Source organism: Clostridium sp., assembly GCF_036569345.1.
Classification (GTDB): Bacteria; Bacillota; Clostridia; order Clostridiales; family Clostridiaceae; genus Clostridium_AD.
Genome location: NZ_DATCQT010000164.1, coordinates 16,397 through 35,095 on the forward strand (window position 1 = coordinate 16,397; position 18,699 = coordinate 35,095).

Sequence of the window (18,699 nt, forward strand, 5' to 3'; positions counted from 1 at the left end):
CTTAAATAAAATCTAAAATACTCATTGCAGCGCAGGCCTCAATTACTGGTAGTGCTCTCAAGACTATGCAAGGATCATGTCTACCTTTAACTGATACTTCTGAATTCTCACCAGTTGCCATATCAATGGTATTTTGAAGTTTTGCGATGGAGGGTGTTGGTTTCATTGCAACTCTAAAAACTATTGGCATTCCATTAGTTATGCCCCCATTAATTCCACCATTATTATTAGTCTTAGTTAATACTCTTCCGTTATCCATATAAGGTACATCATTTGCCTGACTTCCCCTGATTTTTGTTATTTCAAATCCCAGTCCAAATTCAACGCCCTTTACTGCTGGAACGGAAAATAGTAATTGAGCTAAATTACTCTCTATAGAATCAAAGAATGGTTCTCCTAGTCCACAAGGCAAATTTAATATAGCAACTTCAATTATACCCCCAACTGAATCTGTTTCCTCCTTAGCCTTTAGAATAATATTCTTCATTTCTTTCCCTTTTAAATCATCAAGCACAGGGAAATCTTTTCTTAGAACATCTGCGAGTGTCTGTACTTTTAAATTAACTCCATCAAAATAACTGTCAGTTACATTTCCAATACTCAAAATATGACTTCCTATTACAATACCCTTATCGAAAAGTATTTGTTTTGCAACAGCACCTGCAAAAACAAGTGGTGCTGTAATCCTTCCTGAGAAATGACCTCCACCTCTATAGTCGTTAAAGCCTTCATATTTAATCTTTCCTGTGTAATCTGCATGGCCTGGTCTTGCTAAATTTTTTAATTTATCATAATCTTTTGAATTTTGATTTTCGTTAAAAATCATGCCACAAAGAGGTGTTCCTGTGGTATACCCATTAAAATATCCACTTAAAATTTCAACCTTGTCTCCCTCGAATCTTTTAGTTGAAAATTCATCGCGTCCAGGTGCACGTCTTTGCATTTCACCACTTATAAAATCCATATCAAGCTCTATTCCTGGTGGCAACCCATCAATAGTTATTCCTATCCCTCTTCCATGAGACTCTCCAAATATAGAATACTTTACTTTTTTACCCCATTGTCCGCTCATTAACTTTCCCTCCTAGACTCTTAAAATCTTCATAAAACTCTGGGTAAGATTTCTTAACAGCGCCGCTATCCTCAATTATGAGCTCTGAACTACATCTAATTGAAGCAATTGACATAGCCATAGCTATTCTATGATCATTCCAGCTGCTTACAACTCCGCCCTTAAGCCATGGTTTACCATGAATTATAAGTGAATCTTCTCTTTCAATAACCTCTGCTCCAATTTTGTTTAGCTCTGTTGCCATAGCTTTTAATCTATCCGATTCCTTAATCCTAACTCTACCAGCATTAATAATTTCTGTTGTACCCTCACTTAAAGCCGCAAGAACTGCAACTATTGGTACAAGGTCAGGGCATTGCGATGCATCAATAATAGTGCCTTTTAAATCTGATTTTGAAGCTTTTAATTTACCATCTTGAATAGTAATATTCCCACCCATATTTTTAATTATATCCACTATGACCCTATCCCCTTGAAGTGATTCCATGTTTAAATCATGACATTCAACCTCTCCACCTAAAACACCTGCAGCTAGGTAAAATGCAGCTTGTGAAAAATCGCCTTCAACTCTGTAATCTGTTTTTAAATAATGTTGATTACCTTTTATCTTAAATTCTCTATAATTATTATTTTCTATATTCACTCCAAATTTATTAAGTACATCTAAAGTTAAATCTATGTACCCAATAGATTCCATTTCTGTAGTAATTTTAATTATTGAATCTCCATCTAATAGAGGCAATGCGTAAATTAGACCAGTAACAAACTGTGAACTTACGTCTCCTCTAAGTTCAAAAAAACCAGGTTTAAGGCTCCCGTCTACTGTTAATGGAAGGTTACCATTGATAGTCGTGTACTTTATATTCTTCGTATCAAAAATTTCATAATAGGGTTTAAGCGTTCTTTGTACTAGTTTAGACTTACCTTTGAAAGTTATTTTTTCTCCAGTAAGCATTGCTATTGGAATTAAAAAACGTAGAGTTGATCCGCTTTCATTACATTGTAGATCGTTGCAAGCAATTTCATTACGGGCAATGAAATTGCTATTAACCCCACCGCATGTTAGTTGTAGTTTACCTTTTCCAGTTATTTTGAGATTTCCAGGAAATTGTTTTATCTTAACTCCAAGTTTCTCCATTATTTCGCAAGTAGCTATTATATCATCGGACATACTTATATTATCAATTAAACATTCTCCCTTACTTAATCCTGCAGCTATAACTGCTCTATGAGATAAAGATTTTGACGGTGGAATTTTCACTTTTCCATTTAAAGGGAAAGGATATATTACAACTGATTTCATCATACAACACCTCTACTTAATAATTTACTTAATAATTTTTTTAAGATAATCTTTTATCTTTGCTATATCAATCTTTTCAATAAAACTACTACCAATGGCTTCTATTAATATTAAATTCATTGAGTCACCAATATTTTTTTTATCATGATTAATTGCTTCAATTATATCTTCACTTCTTATTACAGGCAAGGTCCAGGGCAGATTATACTTTATTAAAATGTCCTTTATAGCAATAGATGTTCCAATTTTAGTTTTCCCTAGTTCTTCTCCAAGTTTCGCTATAGAATACATTCCCATTGATACTGCTTCTCCATGAGAGTACTTTGCATAGTTAAAGAGTTGCTCTATTGCGTGACCTATGGTATGACCATAGTTTAATAACATTCTATCCCCAGTATCCTTCTCATCAACTTCAACAATATCAGCCTTAATGCTACAACATGTATAAATAATTTTATCTATCTCCGTCATAAGTGCTTCTTTATTTTCATATTCCATTAAGTTATAAAATAGTTCACTATCTTTAATAGCTCCATATTTTATAACTTCACCCATTCCATCATTTAAGTACCTCTCTTTAAGTGTTCCGAGTAGCAATGGATCAATAAAAACTGCTTTTGGCATATAAAAGCTTCCCACAAGATTTTTTCCACGAGGAAGATCTACTGCAACCTTGCCTCCCACACTACTATCCACCTGTGCAAGTAGCGATGTTGGAATTTGTATTAGAGAAATTCCCCTTAAAAAAGTTGAGGCTGCAAACCCAGCCAAATCTCCCACAACTCCACCACCTAATGCAATTATAATATCTCCTCTGTTTATCTTGAAATCTAAAAGTTGGTCATACACCTCTAAAAGAGTTTGAAAGGATTTACTTTCTTCACCAGCTTTTACAACTATTTTAAATGTCTCAAATCCTACCGTCTTTAATGAACTAATAAGCCTACGTCCATAAAATTCATCAACGTTCGAATCTGTAACTATAGCTATTTTAAGTCCTTTATATATCTTCTTAATTTCTACTCCAATTTCCCCTAGTAACCCATTCTTAATGTATATTGGATAGGTTCCGTTAGAAGCTTTAACTTCTATACTGTACACCTTAATCTAGCTCCTTTCTCTTCTTCGTTGCATTGTCAAACTTTATCTTTAGAAAAGCTTCATCATGATTTATTATTGCATCTTTTATTTCTTTTATATTGTTTTCAAAGTCTTCTATTTTACTAATTATATTTTCTTTATTATATAAAAGTAATTCAGGCCACAATTCACAATTTATAGTAGCAACTCTAGTGGTGTCCTTAAAACTTCCTCCAATAAACTGAGATATTCCCATAATTGAACTATTACAATCTATTAACGACGCAGCTATAATATGTGGCAACTGACTTGTATACGCAATTATATCATCATGTTCCTCAGGTGTAAGGTGGACTACTCTATTACAGCCCATGCCTCTAGCAATCTCTGTTATTAAATTTATATTTTTATCTTTATTACCACTAACAGGTGTTAAAATGTAATTCGCATTTTCAAACATATCTTTGCTTGCAGCCTTAAGCCCTGACTCTTCTTTTCCAGCCATAGGATGTCCACCTATAAAATCTAAATCCTCACGAAGTATAGACATGATTTCTTTTACTAAATTACTTTTAATTCCAGCAGTATCTGTAATAACTGCATCACTTTTAAATAAATTCATATTGCTTTTAACAAATTCTATAGTCTTTAAAGGATAAAGTGCAAGTATCACAATATCAGAATTCCTTAGTGGTATTTCTGAACTTGTATATCCAATATCTATAATATTCATTTTTTCTGCTGAATCTAAAGTAGCTTTATCAATATCAATAGCCCAAAGATTTTTAGGTTTTAATTCTTTAAGTGCCATAGCAAAGGACCCACCTATAAGTCCTAAGCCTACAATTGTAATATTAAAGTCACTGCAATCCAAATTTACCATCCCCTAAACTATTCTATTTTGTGTTTTAGCAATTTCTCTTAGCTCATCTACAAGAGCAACAAATTTCTTTGGTTTTAAGGACTGCTGTCCATCACACAATGCATTAGTAGGATCGTTATGAACCTCAATTTCAAGACCATCTGCCCCAACCGCTATAGCAGCCTTTGCAAGTGGCTCTACTAACCACCATTTACCAGCAGCATGACTTGGGTCTACTATAACTGGCAAATGAGTAAGTTTTTTAAGCACAGGAATTGCACTTAAATCTAAAGTATTTCTTGTAAAAGTTTCAAATGTTCTAATTCCTCGCTCACACAAAACTACGTTTTCATTACCTTCTGACATTATATACTCCGCAGACATAAGAAGTTCTTCAATGGTAGCACTCATACCTCTTTTTAAAAGTATTGTCTTATTACATCTTCCTACTTCCTTTAAAAGATCAAAGTTTTGCATGTTTCTAGCACCAATTTGCAATACATCAGCATAACGAGATATTTTCTCAACTAGCTCAACGCTCATAACTTCAGTTACTATTGGAAGCCCTGTTATTTTTTTTGCTTCTAATAATAATTTTAGTCCTTCTTCCCCCATTCCTTGAAATGCATATGGGGAGGTTCTAGGTTTATAAGCCCCACCTCTTAGAAAATTAGCTCCTGCTAGCTTTACATCTTTTGCAATAGTTATCAGTTGCTCTTCACTTTCTACAGCGCAAGGTCCTGCGATTATTGCTAGTTTTTTCCCACCTATTGTTTGCTCGTCTACCTTTATTATTGAATCATCAGGATGAAAAAGTCTATTAGCTCTTTTATAAGGAGCTTGAACTCTCATAACCATATCAACACATTCCTCTGCTTCAATTTGACCTTCGTTAATTCTGCTTGTGTCTCCAACAATCCCTAAAACACAATGATTTTCTCCTTTGGAAACATGAACAATGCAACCCAATTCCTCTAGTTTTTTCTTAATGGCCCTAATTTGCTCTCCATTTGCATCTGATTTCATTACGATTATCATTTAAAATTCCCCCTAAATATTATTTTAACCTTAGTTTAAATAAAGTGTTTAACATACTATTTTTTATAAATGATTATAAAAAAAGGAAGACCCCTTATAATGGGTCTTCCTTTAAAAAAAGTAGAACCCTTATAATGAGTCCTCCTTGCGTACAGACTTAGTTTACTTTCTATAAATCAGCATAAGCCGGTATCATAGTTTTATTACTAAACTCATTATTTAAAGAAACCATATATATTTTTTTGCACAAAAAGTAACCAACGCTAAAATAACGATAGCCCCAGCTAAAATAAAAATATACTTTTTTAGTGATTTCTTTCATAATGATGTTTTTCATAATAATACCTCACAAAAGTTTAAATTAGTACCTATATTTTTTTAATATTAAAATATTATAACATGCTGGTTGTATTTGTCAAGAAGTATCTTTTCAAAATTAACATACTTTAAATTTTAGGCACAAAAATGCCCTATAGGCTAGACTTTTCTATGTCTACGCTATAGGGAACATTTTAGAGTTGATTTCCGTCCAATTTTTTAAATATTATTATGAAGTAACTCTATAGCTTTACGTAATTCTACTACAGAAATTTGACCTGGGGCTGAAACCTTCTTAGCTGCACCAAATGTTAATGCAGAACCAAATAATTCCCCTGATAATCTACTAATAATACCTTTACCTGCCATGGACATAGTAATAATAGGACCATTGGCATATTCTTCATTCATAATTCGCGTTGCATCAAGAAGTGTTATTACATCTGCTGCACATGTAGGCATAACTGCAATTTTTGGAAGATCTCCACCTAATTCAACTGCCTTACGTAACCTTGATATAATTTCTTCTTTTGCTGGGGTCTTGTGAAAATCATGATTAGATATAATAACAGCTACATCATTTTCATGAGCTACTTTAACTAATTTCTTCACATCTTTTTCATCGTTAAATAACTCAACATCTATAACTTCAACAAGTTTTGACTCTGCAATTGATTTATTTAGTTCAACATAAAATGCTGTACTAACTTGTTTTTGTCCACCCTCTTTAGCGCTACGGAAAGTAAAAACAATAGGTTTATTAGTTAGTACTTCCTTAATTGCTTTTAATGCTTCTTTAACCATTTCTATATTTGTAACATCTTTAAAAAAATCCACACGCCATTCTATAACATCAAAATCAAGTTCTTTTAAAAATTCAGCTTCGTCTATGAGCTCTTGAATAGTTTCTCCCACCATTGGCACACAAATTTTAGGTAGGCCTTCGCCAATTATTACGTCTTTAATTTTAACTACTTTCTTCATTATTACCCATCCTTTCAAATATATTAAAAACTTATTTGAACAACAATTCTCTAATATAATCTACTGGCATTTCTTGCCCTGTCCATAGTTCGGATGCAGCTGCACCTTGCCATAACATCATACCTATACCATTGACAGTTTTACAACCCTGTTCTCTAGCTAATTTAAGTAATTCTGTTTCGAGTGGTGCGTAAACAGTATCTGCAACTATTAAATCTGAGCGTAACATTGTAGTATCTGTAATTAAACTTTTACCTTGTAATGGTTTCATACCAACACCTGTTGCATTAGTGAAAATAACACTATCTAAAATTTCACGGCGCAAGCTTTCTTTGTCATCTATATCATATAAAGTTGCTTTGCAATCTGTTTTTTCATTTATAATAGCCACTGTTCTCTCAGCATTTTTATAGAAAGCATCTTTACGATTAAAAATAGATAATTCACTTACACCATCAAGAGCAGCCTGAATGCAAACAGCCGTTGCAGCACCACCTGCACCACATAGGGTCATTTTCTTTCCGATAATATCAACATCTGCTTGCTTTAGTCCAAGCATAAAACCAGTTCCATCAGTGATATGACCAGTTAGAATACCGTTATCATTGACAATAGTATTCACGGCTCCCACCATTTCAGCCGCCGGTGATAATTTATCTAAATACTTAATTACTGTTTGCTTGTTTGGCATAGATATATTTGATCCACGCATTCCAAGTGCTCGAATTGCTTTAATTCCATCCTCTAATTGTCCATCTCCTACTTCAAATGCAAGATAAGCATAGTCTAGTCCAAGTTTAGCGAAAGTCTCATTGTGCATTATTGGTGATAAGCTGTGCCTAATAGGTGTTGCCATTAATCCGATAAGTTCTGTATGTCCTGTAATTCTTTCTGCCATTTTAATTACTTCCCTTCGTTTAATTATTTTAGTAATACTAAAAATTCTTTTATATAATCCTTTTATAAAAAAATAACCCTTTTTATAAAGATATTAACGTAATATTTACATAGCCCCTATTTTTTCTAATATAAGAGTTAGTTCACTGCCTTCGCGGACACCATCCATTATTTTTCTTGCTCTAGCACTATCCCCAATATTAATTATTTCAACATTCTTTTCCGAGAAATATTCTTGTAATTCATTTAACCCTTCATTTACCGGTTTCATACCAAGGCATACAAATCCAAAATCGAAATCTATATTTTCTTCTTTTTCACCTTTTTTAACCTTGAAGTGGTCTGAAGCTACTTCTACAAGTGCTGTGCTCGTGTTAACATCTACATTATATTCTTTTATTATAGACATCATAGAAACTTTAGTAATCACGTCCAAATCACGTCCAAGCATTGGCATCATTTCAATTATGGATACTTTTGCTTTTCTCTCTGCAAAGAATTCTACAACATCAAGACCAACAGCTCCACCGCCAATAACTGCTATCTTTTTCCCTACAAGATCAAGCTTTTTAAATTCTTCTATTTTATCAAGCAATCCAAATATTGAATATAAGGTCTCACCTTCCTTATCAATACGCTCTAGAAGTCCTTTGATTGGTGGAAGTAAGGGAATAGATCCTGTGGCATTCACTATAATATCTGGGTTTAAATTTTCTATCATTTTAACATCTGGTTTTACATTTGTAAACGCTGTAAAGTTACTAAATTTTTTAATCTTGTTTAGGAGATAATCTGGAAAATAAGAAATTCTTTGTTTATCTGGTAATTTTGAAATTTCTCTTGCGAGTCCGCCTAAATATGGCTTTTGTTCAAACAAAAACGTTGTACATCCAAGCTCTGCTGCTGTACCTGCTGCCTCAAGTCCAGCAGTTCCACCACCAATAACCACTACATTTGTCTGCTTTTTCACCGTTCTATTTTTATAGGAATCTTCATTTATAATGTCTGGATTAACTGTGCATCTAATTGGTCTATTTAAACCTATTCTATAACCTGCACATCCTATATTACATGAAATACATTTTCTAATAACATCTTCATCACCATTTTTAACCTTTTCTACCCAATTAGGATCGGCTATAAGGCCACGTCCTATGCCAATTAAGTCAGCGTCTCCATCAGATAAGATCTTCTCAGCTATTTCTGGATTTCTGATGTTTCCTGTTGTTATTGTAGGTTTATTAAATTTGTTTCTTACGGCTTTTGACATATATGAACGCCATCCATCCTTAAGGCTCATGTTATCTATTTGGTATTGCAATGAATCATTTAAACCTGCGGACACGTCAAAAATATCAACTTCATCGTTTAAGTATTCTAATAGTTCTAAGGTATCTTCTAATGTATTACCGCCTTCTAAAAGTTCATCTGCACTTATTCTGAGCATTATAGGAAATTGTGGTCCAACTTCTGCTCGTACACTATCAATTATCATTCTCGCAAATTTTGTTCTATTTTTAACACTACCACCAAATTCATCTTCCCTTTTATTATAAATAGGTGATAAAAATTGACTAATTAAATATGAATGACCTGCGTGAATTTCAACTGCATCAAAGCCTGCTATTTGCACTCTTCTTGCTGCCTTACCATATTTTTCAACTATATCTAAAATTTCGCTCTTTTCTAGAGGCCTAGGAACTGCGCCCCCAGTTTTGGACGGAATATTGGAAGATGAAACTGGTTGGCAACCTATTCTTTCTGCCATTGCTGATGCTCCTGAATGGTTAATTTGTATAGCAACACATGCGCCATACTTGTGCAATCTTTCAGTAAGCTCATATAAAGATGGCATAAAACTATCAATATCTATTCTAAGTTGTGTTGTTCCATTAGATCCTAAAGGAAATTGAACACTAACATTTTCCACAATTATGAGTCCAGTTCCACCTTTAGCTCTTTGTTCGTAATATTTAATATGGTCTTCATTGATTTCACCATTCTGCCCTGCAAAGTTTGTACCCATTGGCGGCATAATAATTCTGTTTTTTATTGTCATATTTTTCACTTTTAGTGGACTAAAAATATTCTTGTATTTTATCATCTTGACCTCCTATATTCATTAATAATATAAAAACACACTTGAGTGTTTTGTAAACATTTCATTGTCCTGATTCATCTAATTGTGTCTCTCTAAGCTTGTTATACTTTTAACATAATATCGATTACAATTTCATTATACTCTTGCAGTAGTTATAAATCTAATTGATATTTAATGCTTAATCTATAGAATTTATCTATATGTTTTGGTATAATAATTAGTATGAATAATCAACAAATGCTAATCAATGATATGAAAGGATTGAAATTTAATGAATTTAAAACATCTTGAATATTTTCGTGTACTTGCAAGCCTAGAACACTACACACGTGCAGCTAATCAGTTATATATAACCCAACCAAGTTTAACTAATGCCATTTCAGTGCTCGAAAGAGAATTAGGAACTCAGTTATTTGAAAAGAAAGGTAGAAATACTCAATTAACAAAGTATGGACGCTTTTTTCTAACATACGTGAATACTGCATTAGACACATTAGAAAAAGGTGAAAAAGAACTAAGACAATTAACTAGTCCCTCACTCGGAACTATTGATTTTGCATTTATTTACACTTTAGGTCCTCATTTCGTACCAACAATTATTCAGGCTTTTTCAAGTGAATCAGGAAATGAGAATATCTCGTTTTCCTTTAATGAAGGAAACACAAAAAACATTGCCCAGGGACTTAAAGATGGAAAATTTGATTTGGCTTTCTGTTCTTTTTTAGAAGATGAACCAGATATTGATTTCATTCCTCTAGTACAACAAGAACTTGTCATCATAGTGCCAACCAACCACCCACTTGCAAATTGTGATTCAATTGATTTAAAAGACACTGCCTCCTACCCATTTGTCTTCTTTAACAATCAGAGTGGTGTTAGGCCTCTTATCGACAGTTTATTTGAAAAGGTTGGCGTCACCCCAAGAATAGTATGTGAAGTTGAAGAAGATAATTCTATGGCAGGTTTAGTATCTATAAACTACGGTATTGCCATTATCCCACGCATATGGTCACTAAATCATTTTGATGTAAAAATTTTACCAATACACACTCCATCTCATGAACGATTTATCTATATTGCTTCCATGAAAAATAAATATTTGAGCCCACCAATTCATCTATTTCGTGATTTTGCTATTAACTACAGTAAAGTTCATTCTTTAACTAAAGGTAATCATGTATAAAGAAAACAATTATGAAATTTTCTTTCACTGCATAAATTTTAATTCTAAGAATAGCGATAGACTTAGGATTAAAATTTATATTTAGATCAATCTTCACCACCTTAATAGGTGCTTAGCATTAACCTAATTAATCAGATATTACAATACGGGTAGGTTTTCCTATGATAAATATGTAGGAAAAAGCACCTACAATACCCATAGAAGACACAAAAACCAAAGCAGAAGAATAAGATCCAGTTCTTGCAATTAGATAACCAACTATGGCTGGTGATAATGCCCCCCCCAAATTGGCTATAAAGTTATAAGTTCCATATGATAAACCTAATAGTTCTTTCGGTGCTATCTCAGATAACAGAGCCCAGGAAATAGCTGATGCCATACCCTGTCCAAAAAATGCAATACACATAAATGTGATAATAATATTAACATCATTGGTATAGTTAGACCCAATCATCACAGAAGACAATATCAAACCCAAAATAACGGGGAGCTTACGTGAGATCCCTAGCCCATATCCTTTGGAAATCATCCGATCTGACCACTTGCCAGCAACTATAACTCCAGCAATTGCTGCAAAGTAAGGAAGTGAACCGTAAATTCCAACTTTTAATATACCCATGTGTTTTTCAGTTACAAGATAAGATGGAAACCATGTCATAAAAAAGAATAATATAGCGGCATTTGCAAAAGCCGTTATGTACATACCACCTAGTTGGCGGTTTATTAACAATTTTTTAATCTGTTTCCAAGTAAATTTCTTTTGTTCTACGATTGTATCAGAGAGACCACCACCATTTTTAATAAGATCAATCTCTGCTTTATTAACACCTTTAGATTTAGCCGGATCATTATAACTGAGAAACCAAATGACAGAAAATACAATGCCTAATAATCCAGTAGTGATAAATATAGATCTCCATCCAAAAGTTACTAGCAACCAAGTTAGTATAGGAGTGCATAGTGCAAGTCCTACATATTCAGAACCAGTATAAGCTCCAATGGCGAGTCCTCGTTCCTTAGATGGAAACCATGTAGTAACAATGCGAGTGTTTGCTGGAAAAGCAGGCGCTTCAAAAAATCCAAGGCCAAGACGACAAAAGATTGTACTAGTAAAATTATAAGTAAATCCCATAATCATTGTTAAAACCGACCATCCACAAAGTGCAACTCCATATACTATTTTAGATCCAATGCGATCAAGAAGCCAGCCACTAGGAATTTGCATTAAAGTATATGACCAACTTAAAGCAGAAAATATTAATCCCATCTTAGCAGGGCCTAATAGAAACTCCTTTGACAAAAAAGGAGCAGCCACCGCAAGATTAGCCCGATCTAGATAATTTATAAAAGTTATTGAACAAATCAAAAAAAGTATAAACCATCGTCTTTTGGTTGGTTTTTCTTGTAATTTTCCTAAATTTTTTTGTCCCATTATTCTCCCTCCAATTCTAATTAACCCTATACATACAAACTAATAATTAAGAATCTATCCTATAATTATTTCCCTTATATCAAACAATACACTAGGTACGAGGCTGAAGTTATTTCCATCATTTCCTCTACCTAGTGGCATTGTAATCTTTTGTGTAAATTTGTAATTGTTATTTTAAATTAATTGTCTAAAACCAATTATAAATTAGTGTAAATGTTATCTAAGCTATTACTTTTTTAGAATACTGTTTATTTACAAACACTGCAAGACAAATACCAATAACAGTAATTGATATGTTAAATAAAAGTATATATTTAGGTCCTTGTATCCCACCAGCTTTTGTAATAATACCCGCAATAGTTAAGATAATATAATTTGATAAACTAGAAGAAATCATAACTATGGATGTAATCTTACCTTTGTTTGTTGGGAACATTCCGTTTGCTGTTGATACAGCTAACTGAAGTACACCACCTGCTGCTGCGTATCCAATTACAAATCCACCTAATAATAGAATAGTTGGTGATTGTACGAAATATAGTATTAACAACATAATTGTAGAAATTACAGGGTAAATCACAAGAATTCTAACTGGTTTAACACCTTTTTTTATAAAAGCTGCAGTTACTAATATAGCAACCATTGATCCCATTGCATAAAATGATTGAATACTTCCTGGATTAGTCATACCATATAATTTACCTAATTCCTGATTACAGTTTAACCATAACTGGAATGTAGATGTAGCTGTAAATGCAATACAGATGATTGCAATACTGGTTGGTGTAAATTTCATTTTCTCTTTTTTAGGTTTTGCTGCACTTTTTTCACCCTGGATACTCACGTTCCTTGGTGGGAATGGCATGAATGCGATTAAAATACCATCAATAATAAGTAATACTGCTACTACGAAGAAAATAGTTTTATACGACATTTGGCTTGTTGCAACAAACCCAATCATAAATGGAAGTAAAAATTGTCCGATAGATATTGAAAATTTTGTAAACATATTGGCAACATCACCTGAATTTACGAAAATCTCTAAACATGATGGTGTAACGCATGTATCTAGGAAAGAATTAGCTACGCCTCCAAGCAATGCAAATCCATAAGCTACATACATGTTTGGTGCTAGTACTATACCAATAAAATAAGCAACGTAACAAGCTACGCCGATTAATCCAGAAACTCTTCGACCAAACTTATCTGAAATAGGTCCAGCAAATGGAAGTGTAATTAAACGACCTAAACCTAATGCGGCAATAACAGTGAGGACTATACTTACATCAATAGTACCATCAGCCAATTTTCCTGCACCCCAGGCACCTGCGAAGTTACTTTTATATTGTCCTAAAACTGATACCCCTATACCATGTATAAAATATGTGAAATATAATGCCAGTGCAGTTGGAATGTATTTTTTATTATTCATCTCTTTTTTCATTTTCTTTTCTCCTCCCATTGTCCCCTTTAGGGTAACATACTTATATTTACTAACTTTCTTTATCTATCCAATAAGAATAAATTTTCTTATTGATAATTTTCTGCCATTCTTGTTAAATACTTAACTATATGTCGCCGAATTCAGGGGTTAAATGTAAAATTCAACCCCTGACATACCTTGGATCCATAAATTAAAATGTACACCCTTATATTTTCATCGCTATTTCCATTGCCTCGGCTGTTGCATCAAGTGCTCTACGCGCTTTCATTGCATCACCAATAACATAAGTTTCTTTTACTATCTTCTTAACTTCTTCACTTATTGGATCGTAATTACGTGCTCCCATGGAAAGAACTACTGAATCAAAACCATCAAGAAGATGCTCCTCTCCTTCACAATCTGTATAAGCAACCCCGCCTTCAAAGAACTTGGCAACTTTTGCACCTGTAACAGTTTTAATGTTGTATTCTTCGAAATCCTTCATTAAGAATATTCTATGCTCAGACATTACATCTGCAGCCACCGCATCACGAAGTTCAATTACTGTAACGTCATGTCCATGCTCTCCTAAAAAATCAGCAGTTTCAGCTCCTACCATTCCGCCTCCTACAACAAGAACCTTTCTGCCGCAAGCGTCTTTTCCATCAAGAAGATCTACTGCATGTATTAATCCTGAATCATGGATTCCTGGGATATTAAGAACTAATGGTATGGAACCTGTAGAAATAATTACTACTTCCGGTGCCTGCGTTGATACCATTTCAGCCGTCACTGCTGTATTTAATTTAACTTTAACTCCATACATTTCACATTTTTTAACATAGCTTCTTACCATGTTTGTAAGATCGCCTTTTCCTGGTGGGAATGCTGCAAGACGCATTTGTCCACCAAGTGTATTTGATGATTCATATATTGTTACATCATGGCCTCTCTTAGTTGCCAATGCTGCTGCATATAAACCAGCTACTCCTCCGCCTACAACCATTACCTTCTTTGCTTTATACGTAGGCTTTATTTCACCTTCATGTCCAACCATTGGGTTTACAAGACATGTTATTGGTTTTCCCTGATACATGTTTGGAACGCATCCCTGAAGACATCCAATACATGGATTTAATTCGTCAAGCTTTCCAGCTGCAGCTTTATTTGGTGTATGTGGGTCAGCAATACTCTGACGTCCAAATGCAACTAGGTCAGCTCTTCCTTCACGAACCATAAGTTCTGCAAAATATGGCTCTGTGTAACGTCCAACTGTGATTACTGGAATGCTTACAGCACGTTTTATTTCTGAAACCTGCTCAGCATTGAATCCACCGTGAAGAACTGTAGGTGCCCACATGTACTGATCTTTGAGATGTACAGCACGTGAAACGTTAAGTCCGTCAACACCGCAGTCTTCTAAGTAAGCAGCAATTGCAGCACTGTCATGAACATCTAATCCACCGTCTACTTCGTCACAGCTGTTTATACGGCAAATGATTGCTATAGAGTTTCCAACTTTTTTACGTATGTTTTTAATGATCAATTTAGCAATTCTCATTCTGTTTTCAAAGCAGCCGCCAAATTCATCTACACGCTTGTTTGTCCTTGGTGAAAGGAAGCTGCTAATTAGATATCCATGTGCACAGTGAACTTCCACTGCATCAGCTCCTGCTTTTTTAGCACGAAGTGCCGCATCTCCGAAGAATTCAACAACTTCATGGATTTCTTCTGTTGTCATTGATTCTGGTGTATCTTTTCCTGATGCTGAAGCAATTGCAGAAGCAGCTTTTATTGGATATCCTGCAGCTGCTGCGTTTCCGTCAGGGCCTGCATGCTGAAGCTGTATGGATATTTTAGCGCCTTCTGCATGACAAGCATCGATTACTTTTTTGAAGCTTTCTATAGTGCTGTCATCAAATAAGCATGGCTTGCGAACTCCGCCTTTAGCTTTAGGAGATACAACAGTAGCCTCGAAAGTTATTAATCCGAATCCGCCTATTGCACGTTCACGGTAATAAGCAAGTGACCTTTCGCTCATAGTTCCATCTGTATTTGCATAATTGTTTCCCATAGGTGAAACTACAAAACGATTTGGAACTGTCATCGGACCAATTTGTATTGGTGTAAACATAGATTTAAATTTCATAAAACAAATCATCCTTTCCTAATTAGATTAATTTAAATATATTTTTTTATTATTTTGATTGTGGAGATACTTCAGGCCATGCTTTGTCTAGTACTTTTTTAGCATTGTCATATGTGAATTTAGCCGCTTGGGCAACACCTTCTGCTAAAATAGCATCGCTTATTACTTCAACACCGATACATAAAGGTTTGATGCCTTTTTCTTTTATCATTCGAACAAAGCCTTCTGTTGCATTGATTCCATTACCTGGTGCAAGTCTGTCATGCATTGATTCATCTCTTAAGGTAGATATTGCATAAGGTCTTTCATAAACATCGTTAATCTGAATAGATACAATCTTATCAGCTGGAATATCTTTTAATAATTTAACATCATTTTCCTGATTTGCTCTTACCCAATGCCATGTATCCAAGATAAGTTTAGCGTTATCACAACCAGAGCCTTTAACAACTGCCCAACCCTTTTTAACATCAGGAATACCGCTGTATGGCATGGGTTCTACACCGATGATGTATTTGCCTGCTCTTTGACATAATTCTTTTAACTTCTGTGCAGTATGTTCTACACTATAAGTTTCCATTAAGCCAATATTGATATGTTGAACATCGAATAATCCACACATATGGAAGCATAATTGTTCTTTATATTTTTGTTCATAAGAACGGTTATCTTCAGCCCAAAGTGTAATGTATTCAACTTCGGTAACCTTCATATCATATTTTTTAAGAATATCAAGAATATTTGAATCGAACAAACCTTCGTTTAATGCATCTACATATGTTTCAGCACGAAGACCTATTCCGTCATAGCCTGCCTCTTTTGCTGCTTTAACTCTTTCCTCAAATTTACACTGATCCCCTAATGTCCATGAACTAACTGTAATTGGAGGGCACTGATTTTCCTTATCCCCATTAGTATTTTTTATAAATTTTTCATTCATAATATATTCTCCCTTCCATCCTATAAATTAAAATCAGTTTCTAAATTCGGCTCAAAACTAACTGTTCTACCGGTAAGTTTGTTGCATCAAATATGTTTAATCATATTTTGTAATCGATTTTACATAGATTCTATAGGTTTATTATATTACATGAATTTTACAAATACCAATTGATAATATTCTAACAATCAATAGATTTTGTTTATACATATGATATAATTGGAATCAACAACATAGATGTATTATGAAAGTAGGTTATTAAATTGAATTTATATCATTTACGTTATTTTGTAACTCTAGCACATTTAGAGCATTATACAAAAGCTGCTGAGCAATTAATGATTACACAACCAAGTTTAAGTCATGCTATCTCACTGCTAGAAAAAGAACTAGGGGTTTTACTGTTTGAAAAGGAAGGTAGAAACATAGCCCTTACAAAGTACGGAAGAATTTTTTTATCTGATGTAACAAACTCTCTGGAAATACTTGATTCTGGTGTAAAAACATTTAAAATGATTAGTACTGGAGAAGGTAGAATTGACTTCGCATTTCTTCGTACATTAGGAACAGATTTTGTCCCAGATATATCACGAGGATTTTTGCAGGAGCATCCTGAAAAATCAATCGAATTTCACTTTAGCACAGGGGTAACTGTAGATATTATTCAGGGTCTTAAAGACAAGAAATACGATCTTGCTTTTTGTTCTAAAATGGAACATGAACAAAGTATTGAGTTTACACCAATTTCAAGTGAAGAACTAGTAGTAATTGTTCCTAATGACCATCCCCTAGCAAATAAAAATATAATAGATTTAATTGAGACTATTCCATATTCTCAAATCTTTTTTACACAAAAAAGTGGACTTAGGCCTATAATTGACGATTTGTTTAGACAAATCGGTCAGCAACCAAAAATCGCATATGAAGTTGAAGAAGATCAGGTAATTGCAGGATTAGTTGCTAAAAATTTTGGTATCGCAGTTATTCCTCTTATGCCTATTCTAAGTTCTATGAACCTTAAAGTTCTTAAGATTACGAACCCCCATATTGAAAGATTTTTTTATTTAGCAGTAATGAAAGACAGGTATTTAGCTCCAGTGGTTCAAAAATTTAAAAACTTCATTATTGAAAATTCACGTTTATAATTACATATTTTAATATAACAAACAAATATGTGAATTAACTCTACCCCTCGTAGAGTTAATTCACATTTTTTGTTGCTATAAATACAAGTACTCACATGGGATTTTCCACCACAACCAAATAAAAAAAGGCAAATAAATTTACCTTTTCTTGTTTATCAAAACATAATACAACTAAATAATATGAATATATCTACTCCTCCGATAAACTCCATAATTCTTGTTTTGACGTTGAAATTGCCATTGCCCCTGCACCAATTGCTTCCATTATATCCTTTTTGCTTTGAATTAACCCTCCTGCTATAATTGGAACTCTCACTGCAATCCCCATACTTTTAATTATTTTACTTGCAACTCCTGGCATAATTTCCACAGCATCAGGAAGTACAGATTGTATATTTCTTATTCCTGATTCTAATGACAGTGAATCTACTGCAAATATCCTCTGTATTACACAAAATCCTAATTTTTTTCCATTTTTTACATTAGTTGCCCTTGTAGTTATAATCCCATCTGGCTCTCCACATTGCTTTATAAAATGTAAACCTGTGTAATCACCCTTTAGACCTTCTATTAAATCAACATGAACAAATATTACTTTGCCAACCTCTTTAAGTCTCTCACATGTTTTCTTTAAATTTATTATGCTTCCATATAATACAAACACAATTAAAACATTACTAGAAAGTACTTTTTCTAAATCCTGCTCATTTCTAATGGCTGCAATAACTGGATTTTCTATTAATAATTTTTCTAAGTTTTGCAATTATTTTCC

16 protein-coding genes are annotated in these 18,699 nt (G+C 33.7%); 2 read left to right on the forward strand and 14 right to left on the reverse strand.

Features of this window, described 5'->3' with window-relative positions; all coding sequences use genetic code 11:
• Window position 1 precedes the first annotated feature (1 nt).
• From aroC to VIM70_RS16415, 9 genes are all read right to left on the reverse strand, one after another.
• Window positions 2-1,072, reverse strand: a complete 1,071-nt coding sequence (aroC, locus tag VIM70_RS16375; RefSeq protein ID WP_331946846.1) for a chorismate synthase — start codon at window positions 1,070-1,072, stop codon at window positions 2-4.
• Entirely contained in the window at window positions 1,053-2,375 is a 1,323-nt protein-coding gene (gene aroA / locus VIM70_RS16380; RefSeq protein WP_331946889.1) for a 3-phosphoshikimate 1-carboxyvinyltransferase, read from the reverse strand. Before aroA ends, aroC begins: the two co-directional genes overlap by 20 nt.
• 24 nt (window positions 2,376-2,399) lie before the next feature.
• Window positions 2,400-3,476 (reverse strand): 3-dehydroquinate synthase, encoded by a 1,077-nt coding sequence (gene aroB / locus VIM70_RS16385; RefSeq protein WP_331946847.1) that lies wholly within the window; start codon window positions 3,474-3,476, stop codon window positions 2,400-2,402.
• Window position 3,477: 1 nt separating this feature from the next.
• Window positions 3,478-4,329 (reverse strand): prephenate dehydrogenase, encoded by an 852-nt coding sequence (locus tag VIM70_RS16390; protein WP_414648721.1) that lies wholly within the window; start codon window positions 4,327-4,329, stop codon window positions 3,478-3,480.
• 12 nt (window positions 4,330-4,341) lie between these two features.
• A complete protein-coding gene (gene aroF / locus VIM70_RS16395; protein WP_331946849.1) occupies window positions 4,342-5,355 on the reverse strand; it encodes a 3-deoxy-7-phosphoheptulonate synthase in 1,014 nt (337 codons plus the stop codon).
• A 169-nt stretch (window positions 5,356-5,524) separates the two neighbouring features.
• Complete coding sequence (locus VIM70_RS16400; protein WP_331946850.1) at window positions 5,525-5,692, reverse strand: hypothetical protein; 168 nt, start codon at window positions 5,690-5,692, stop codon at window positions 5,525-5,527.
• A 200-nt stretch (window positions 5,693-5,892) separates the two neighbouring features.
• On the reverse strand, window positions 5,893-6,657 hold the full coding sequence (gene aroD, locus VIM70_RS16405; RefSeq protein ID WP_331946851.1) for a type I 3-dehydroquinate dehydratase: 765 nt from the start codon (window positions 6,655-6,657) through the stop codon (window positions 5,893-5,895).
• Between the two features lie 31 nt (window positions 6,658-6,688).
• A complete protein-coding gene (locus VIM70_RS16410) occupies window positions 6,689-7,555 on the reverse strand; it encodes a shikimate dehydrogenase (RefSeq protein ID WP_331946852.1) in 867 nt (288 codons plus the stop codon).
• Between the two features lie 105 nt (window positions 7,556-7,660).
• Window positions 7,661-9,658, reverse strand: coding sequence for an NAD(P)/FAD-dependent oxidoreductase (locus VIM70_RS16415; RefSeq protein WP_331946853.1), 1,998 nt, complete (start codon window positions 9,656-9,658; stop codon window positions 7,661-7,663).
• A gap of 268 nt (window positions 9,659-9,926) precedes the next feature.
• On the opposite strand from VIM70_RS16415, the gene VIM70_RS16420 reads away from it, so the two are divergent.
• Window positions 9,927-10,838 carry a LysR family transcriptional regulator gene (locus VIM70_RS16420; RefSeq protein ID WP_331946854.1) on the forward strand — a complete coding sequence of 304 codons (912 nt, stop codon included), beginning with the start codon at window positions 9,927-9,929 and terminating at the stop codon, window positions 10,836-10,838.
• A gap of 127 nt (window positions 10,839-10,965) precedes the next feature.
• Here VIM70_RS16420 and VIM70_RS16425 read toward each other — a convergent pair whose 3' ends face one another.
• The 4 genes from VIM70_RS16425 to VIM70_RS16440 all read right to left on the reverse strand — a co-directional run bounded on the left by VIM70_RS16425 (window position 10,966) and on the right by VIM70_RS16440 (window position 16,782).
• Window positions 10,966-12,270, reverse strand: a complete 1,305-nt coding sequence (locus tag VIM70_RS16425) for an MFS transporter (RefSeq protein WP_331946855.1) — start codon at window positions 12,268-12,270, stop codon at window positions 10,966-10,968.
• A gap of 220 nt (window positions 12,271-12,490) precedes the next feature.
• Window positions 12,491-13,702, reverse strand: coding sequence for an MFS transporter (locus VIM70_RS16430; RefSeq protein WP_331946890.1), 1,212 nt, complete (start codon window positions 13,700-13,702; stop codon window positions 12,491-12,493).
• A gap of 217 nt (window positions 13,703-13,919) precedes the next feature.
• Window positions 13,920-15,842 carry an FAD-dependent oxidoreductase gene (locus VIM70_RS16435; protein WP_331946856.1) on the reverse strand — a complete coding sequence of 641 codons (1,923 nt, stop codon included), beginning with the start codon at window positions 15,840-15,842 and terminating at the stop codon, window positions 13,920-13,922.
• Between the two features lie 49 nt (window positions 15,843-15,891).
• Window positions 15,892-16,782, reverse strand: coding sequence for a sugar phosphate isomerase/epimerase (locus VIM70_RS16440; protein ID WP_331946857.1), 891 nt, complete (start codon window positions 16,780-16,782; stop codon window positions 15,892-15,894).
• A 263-nt stretch (window positions 16,783-17,045) separates the two neighbouring features.
• On the opposite strand from VIM70_RS16440, the gene VIM70_RS16445 reads away from it, so the two are divergent.
• Window positions 17,046-17,927, forward strand: coding sequence for a LysR family transcriptional regulator (locus tag VIM70_RS16445; protein ID WP_331946858.1), 882 nt, complete (start codon window positions 17,046-17,048; stop codon window positions 17,925-17,927).
• Between the two features lie 190 nt (window positions 17,928-18,117).
• Here the strand turns inward: VIM70_RS16445 and VIM70_RS16450 are convergent, their stop codons facing one another.
• Window positions 18,118-18,690, reverse strand: coding sequence for a glycerol-3-phosphate responsive antiterminator (locus VIM70_RS16450; protein ID WP_331946859.1), 573 nt, complete (start codon window positions 18,688-18,690; stop codon window positions 18,118-18,120).
• Window positions 18,691-18,699: the final 9 nt, after the last annotated feature.

Excerpts from the sequence above, each read along its gene's own strand:
- VIM70_RS16415 (WP_331946853.1), bottom strand. The coding sequence starts at position 9,658 with ATGATAAAATACAAGAATATTTTTAGTCCACTAAAAGTGAAAAATATG.
- VIM70_RS16420 (WP_331946854.1), top strand. The coding sequence starts at position 9,927 with ATGAATTTAAAACATCTTGAATATTTTCGTGTACTTGCAAGCCTAGAA.
- aroF (WP_331946849.1), bottom strand. The coding sequence starts at position 5,355 with ATGATAATCGTAATGAAATCAGATGCAAATGGAGAGCAAATTAGGGCC.
- aroD (WP_331946851.1), bottom strand. The coding sequence starts at position 6,657 with ATGAAGAAAGTAGTTAAAATTAAAGACGTAATAATTGGCGAAGGCCTA.
- VIM70_RS16430 (WP_331946890.1), bottom strand. The coding sequence starts at position 13,702 with ATGAATAATAAAAAATACATTCCAACTGCACTGGCATTATATTTCACA.
- VIM70_RS16425 (WP_331946855.1), bottom strand. The coding sequence starts at position 12,270 with ATGGGACAAAAAAATTTAGGAAAATTACAAGAAAAACCAACCAAAAGA.
- VIM70_RS16440 (WP_331946857.1), bottom strand. The coding sequence starts at position 16,782 with ATGAATGAAAAATTTATAAAAAATACTAATGGGGATAAGGAAAATCAG.
- VIM70_RS16410 (WP_331946852.1), bottom strand. The coding sequence starts at position 7,555 with ATGGCAGAAAGAATTACAGGACATACAGAACTTATCGGATTAATGGCA.
- aroA (WP_331946889.1), bottom strand. The coding sequence starts at position 2,375 with ATGAAATCAGTTGTAATATATCCTTTCCCTTTAAATGGAAAAGTGAAA.
- aroC (WP_331946846.1), bottom strand. The coding sequence starts at position 1,072 with ATGAGCGGACAATGGGGTAAAAAAGTAAAGTATTCTATATTTGGAGAG.
- VIM70_RS16435 (WP_331946856.1), bottom strand. The coding sequence starts at position 15,842 with ATGAAATTTAAATCTATGTTTACACCAATACAAATTGGTCCGATGACA.
- VIM70_RS16400 (WP_331946850.1), bottom strand. The coding sequence starts at position 5,692 with ATGAAAAACATCATTATGAAAGAAATCACTAAAAAAGTATATTTTTAT.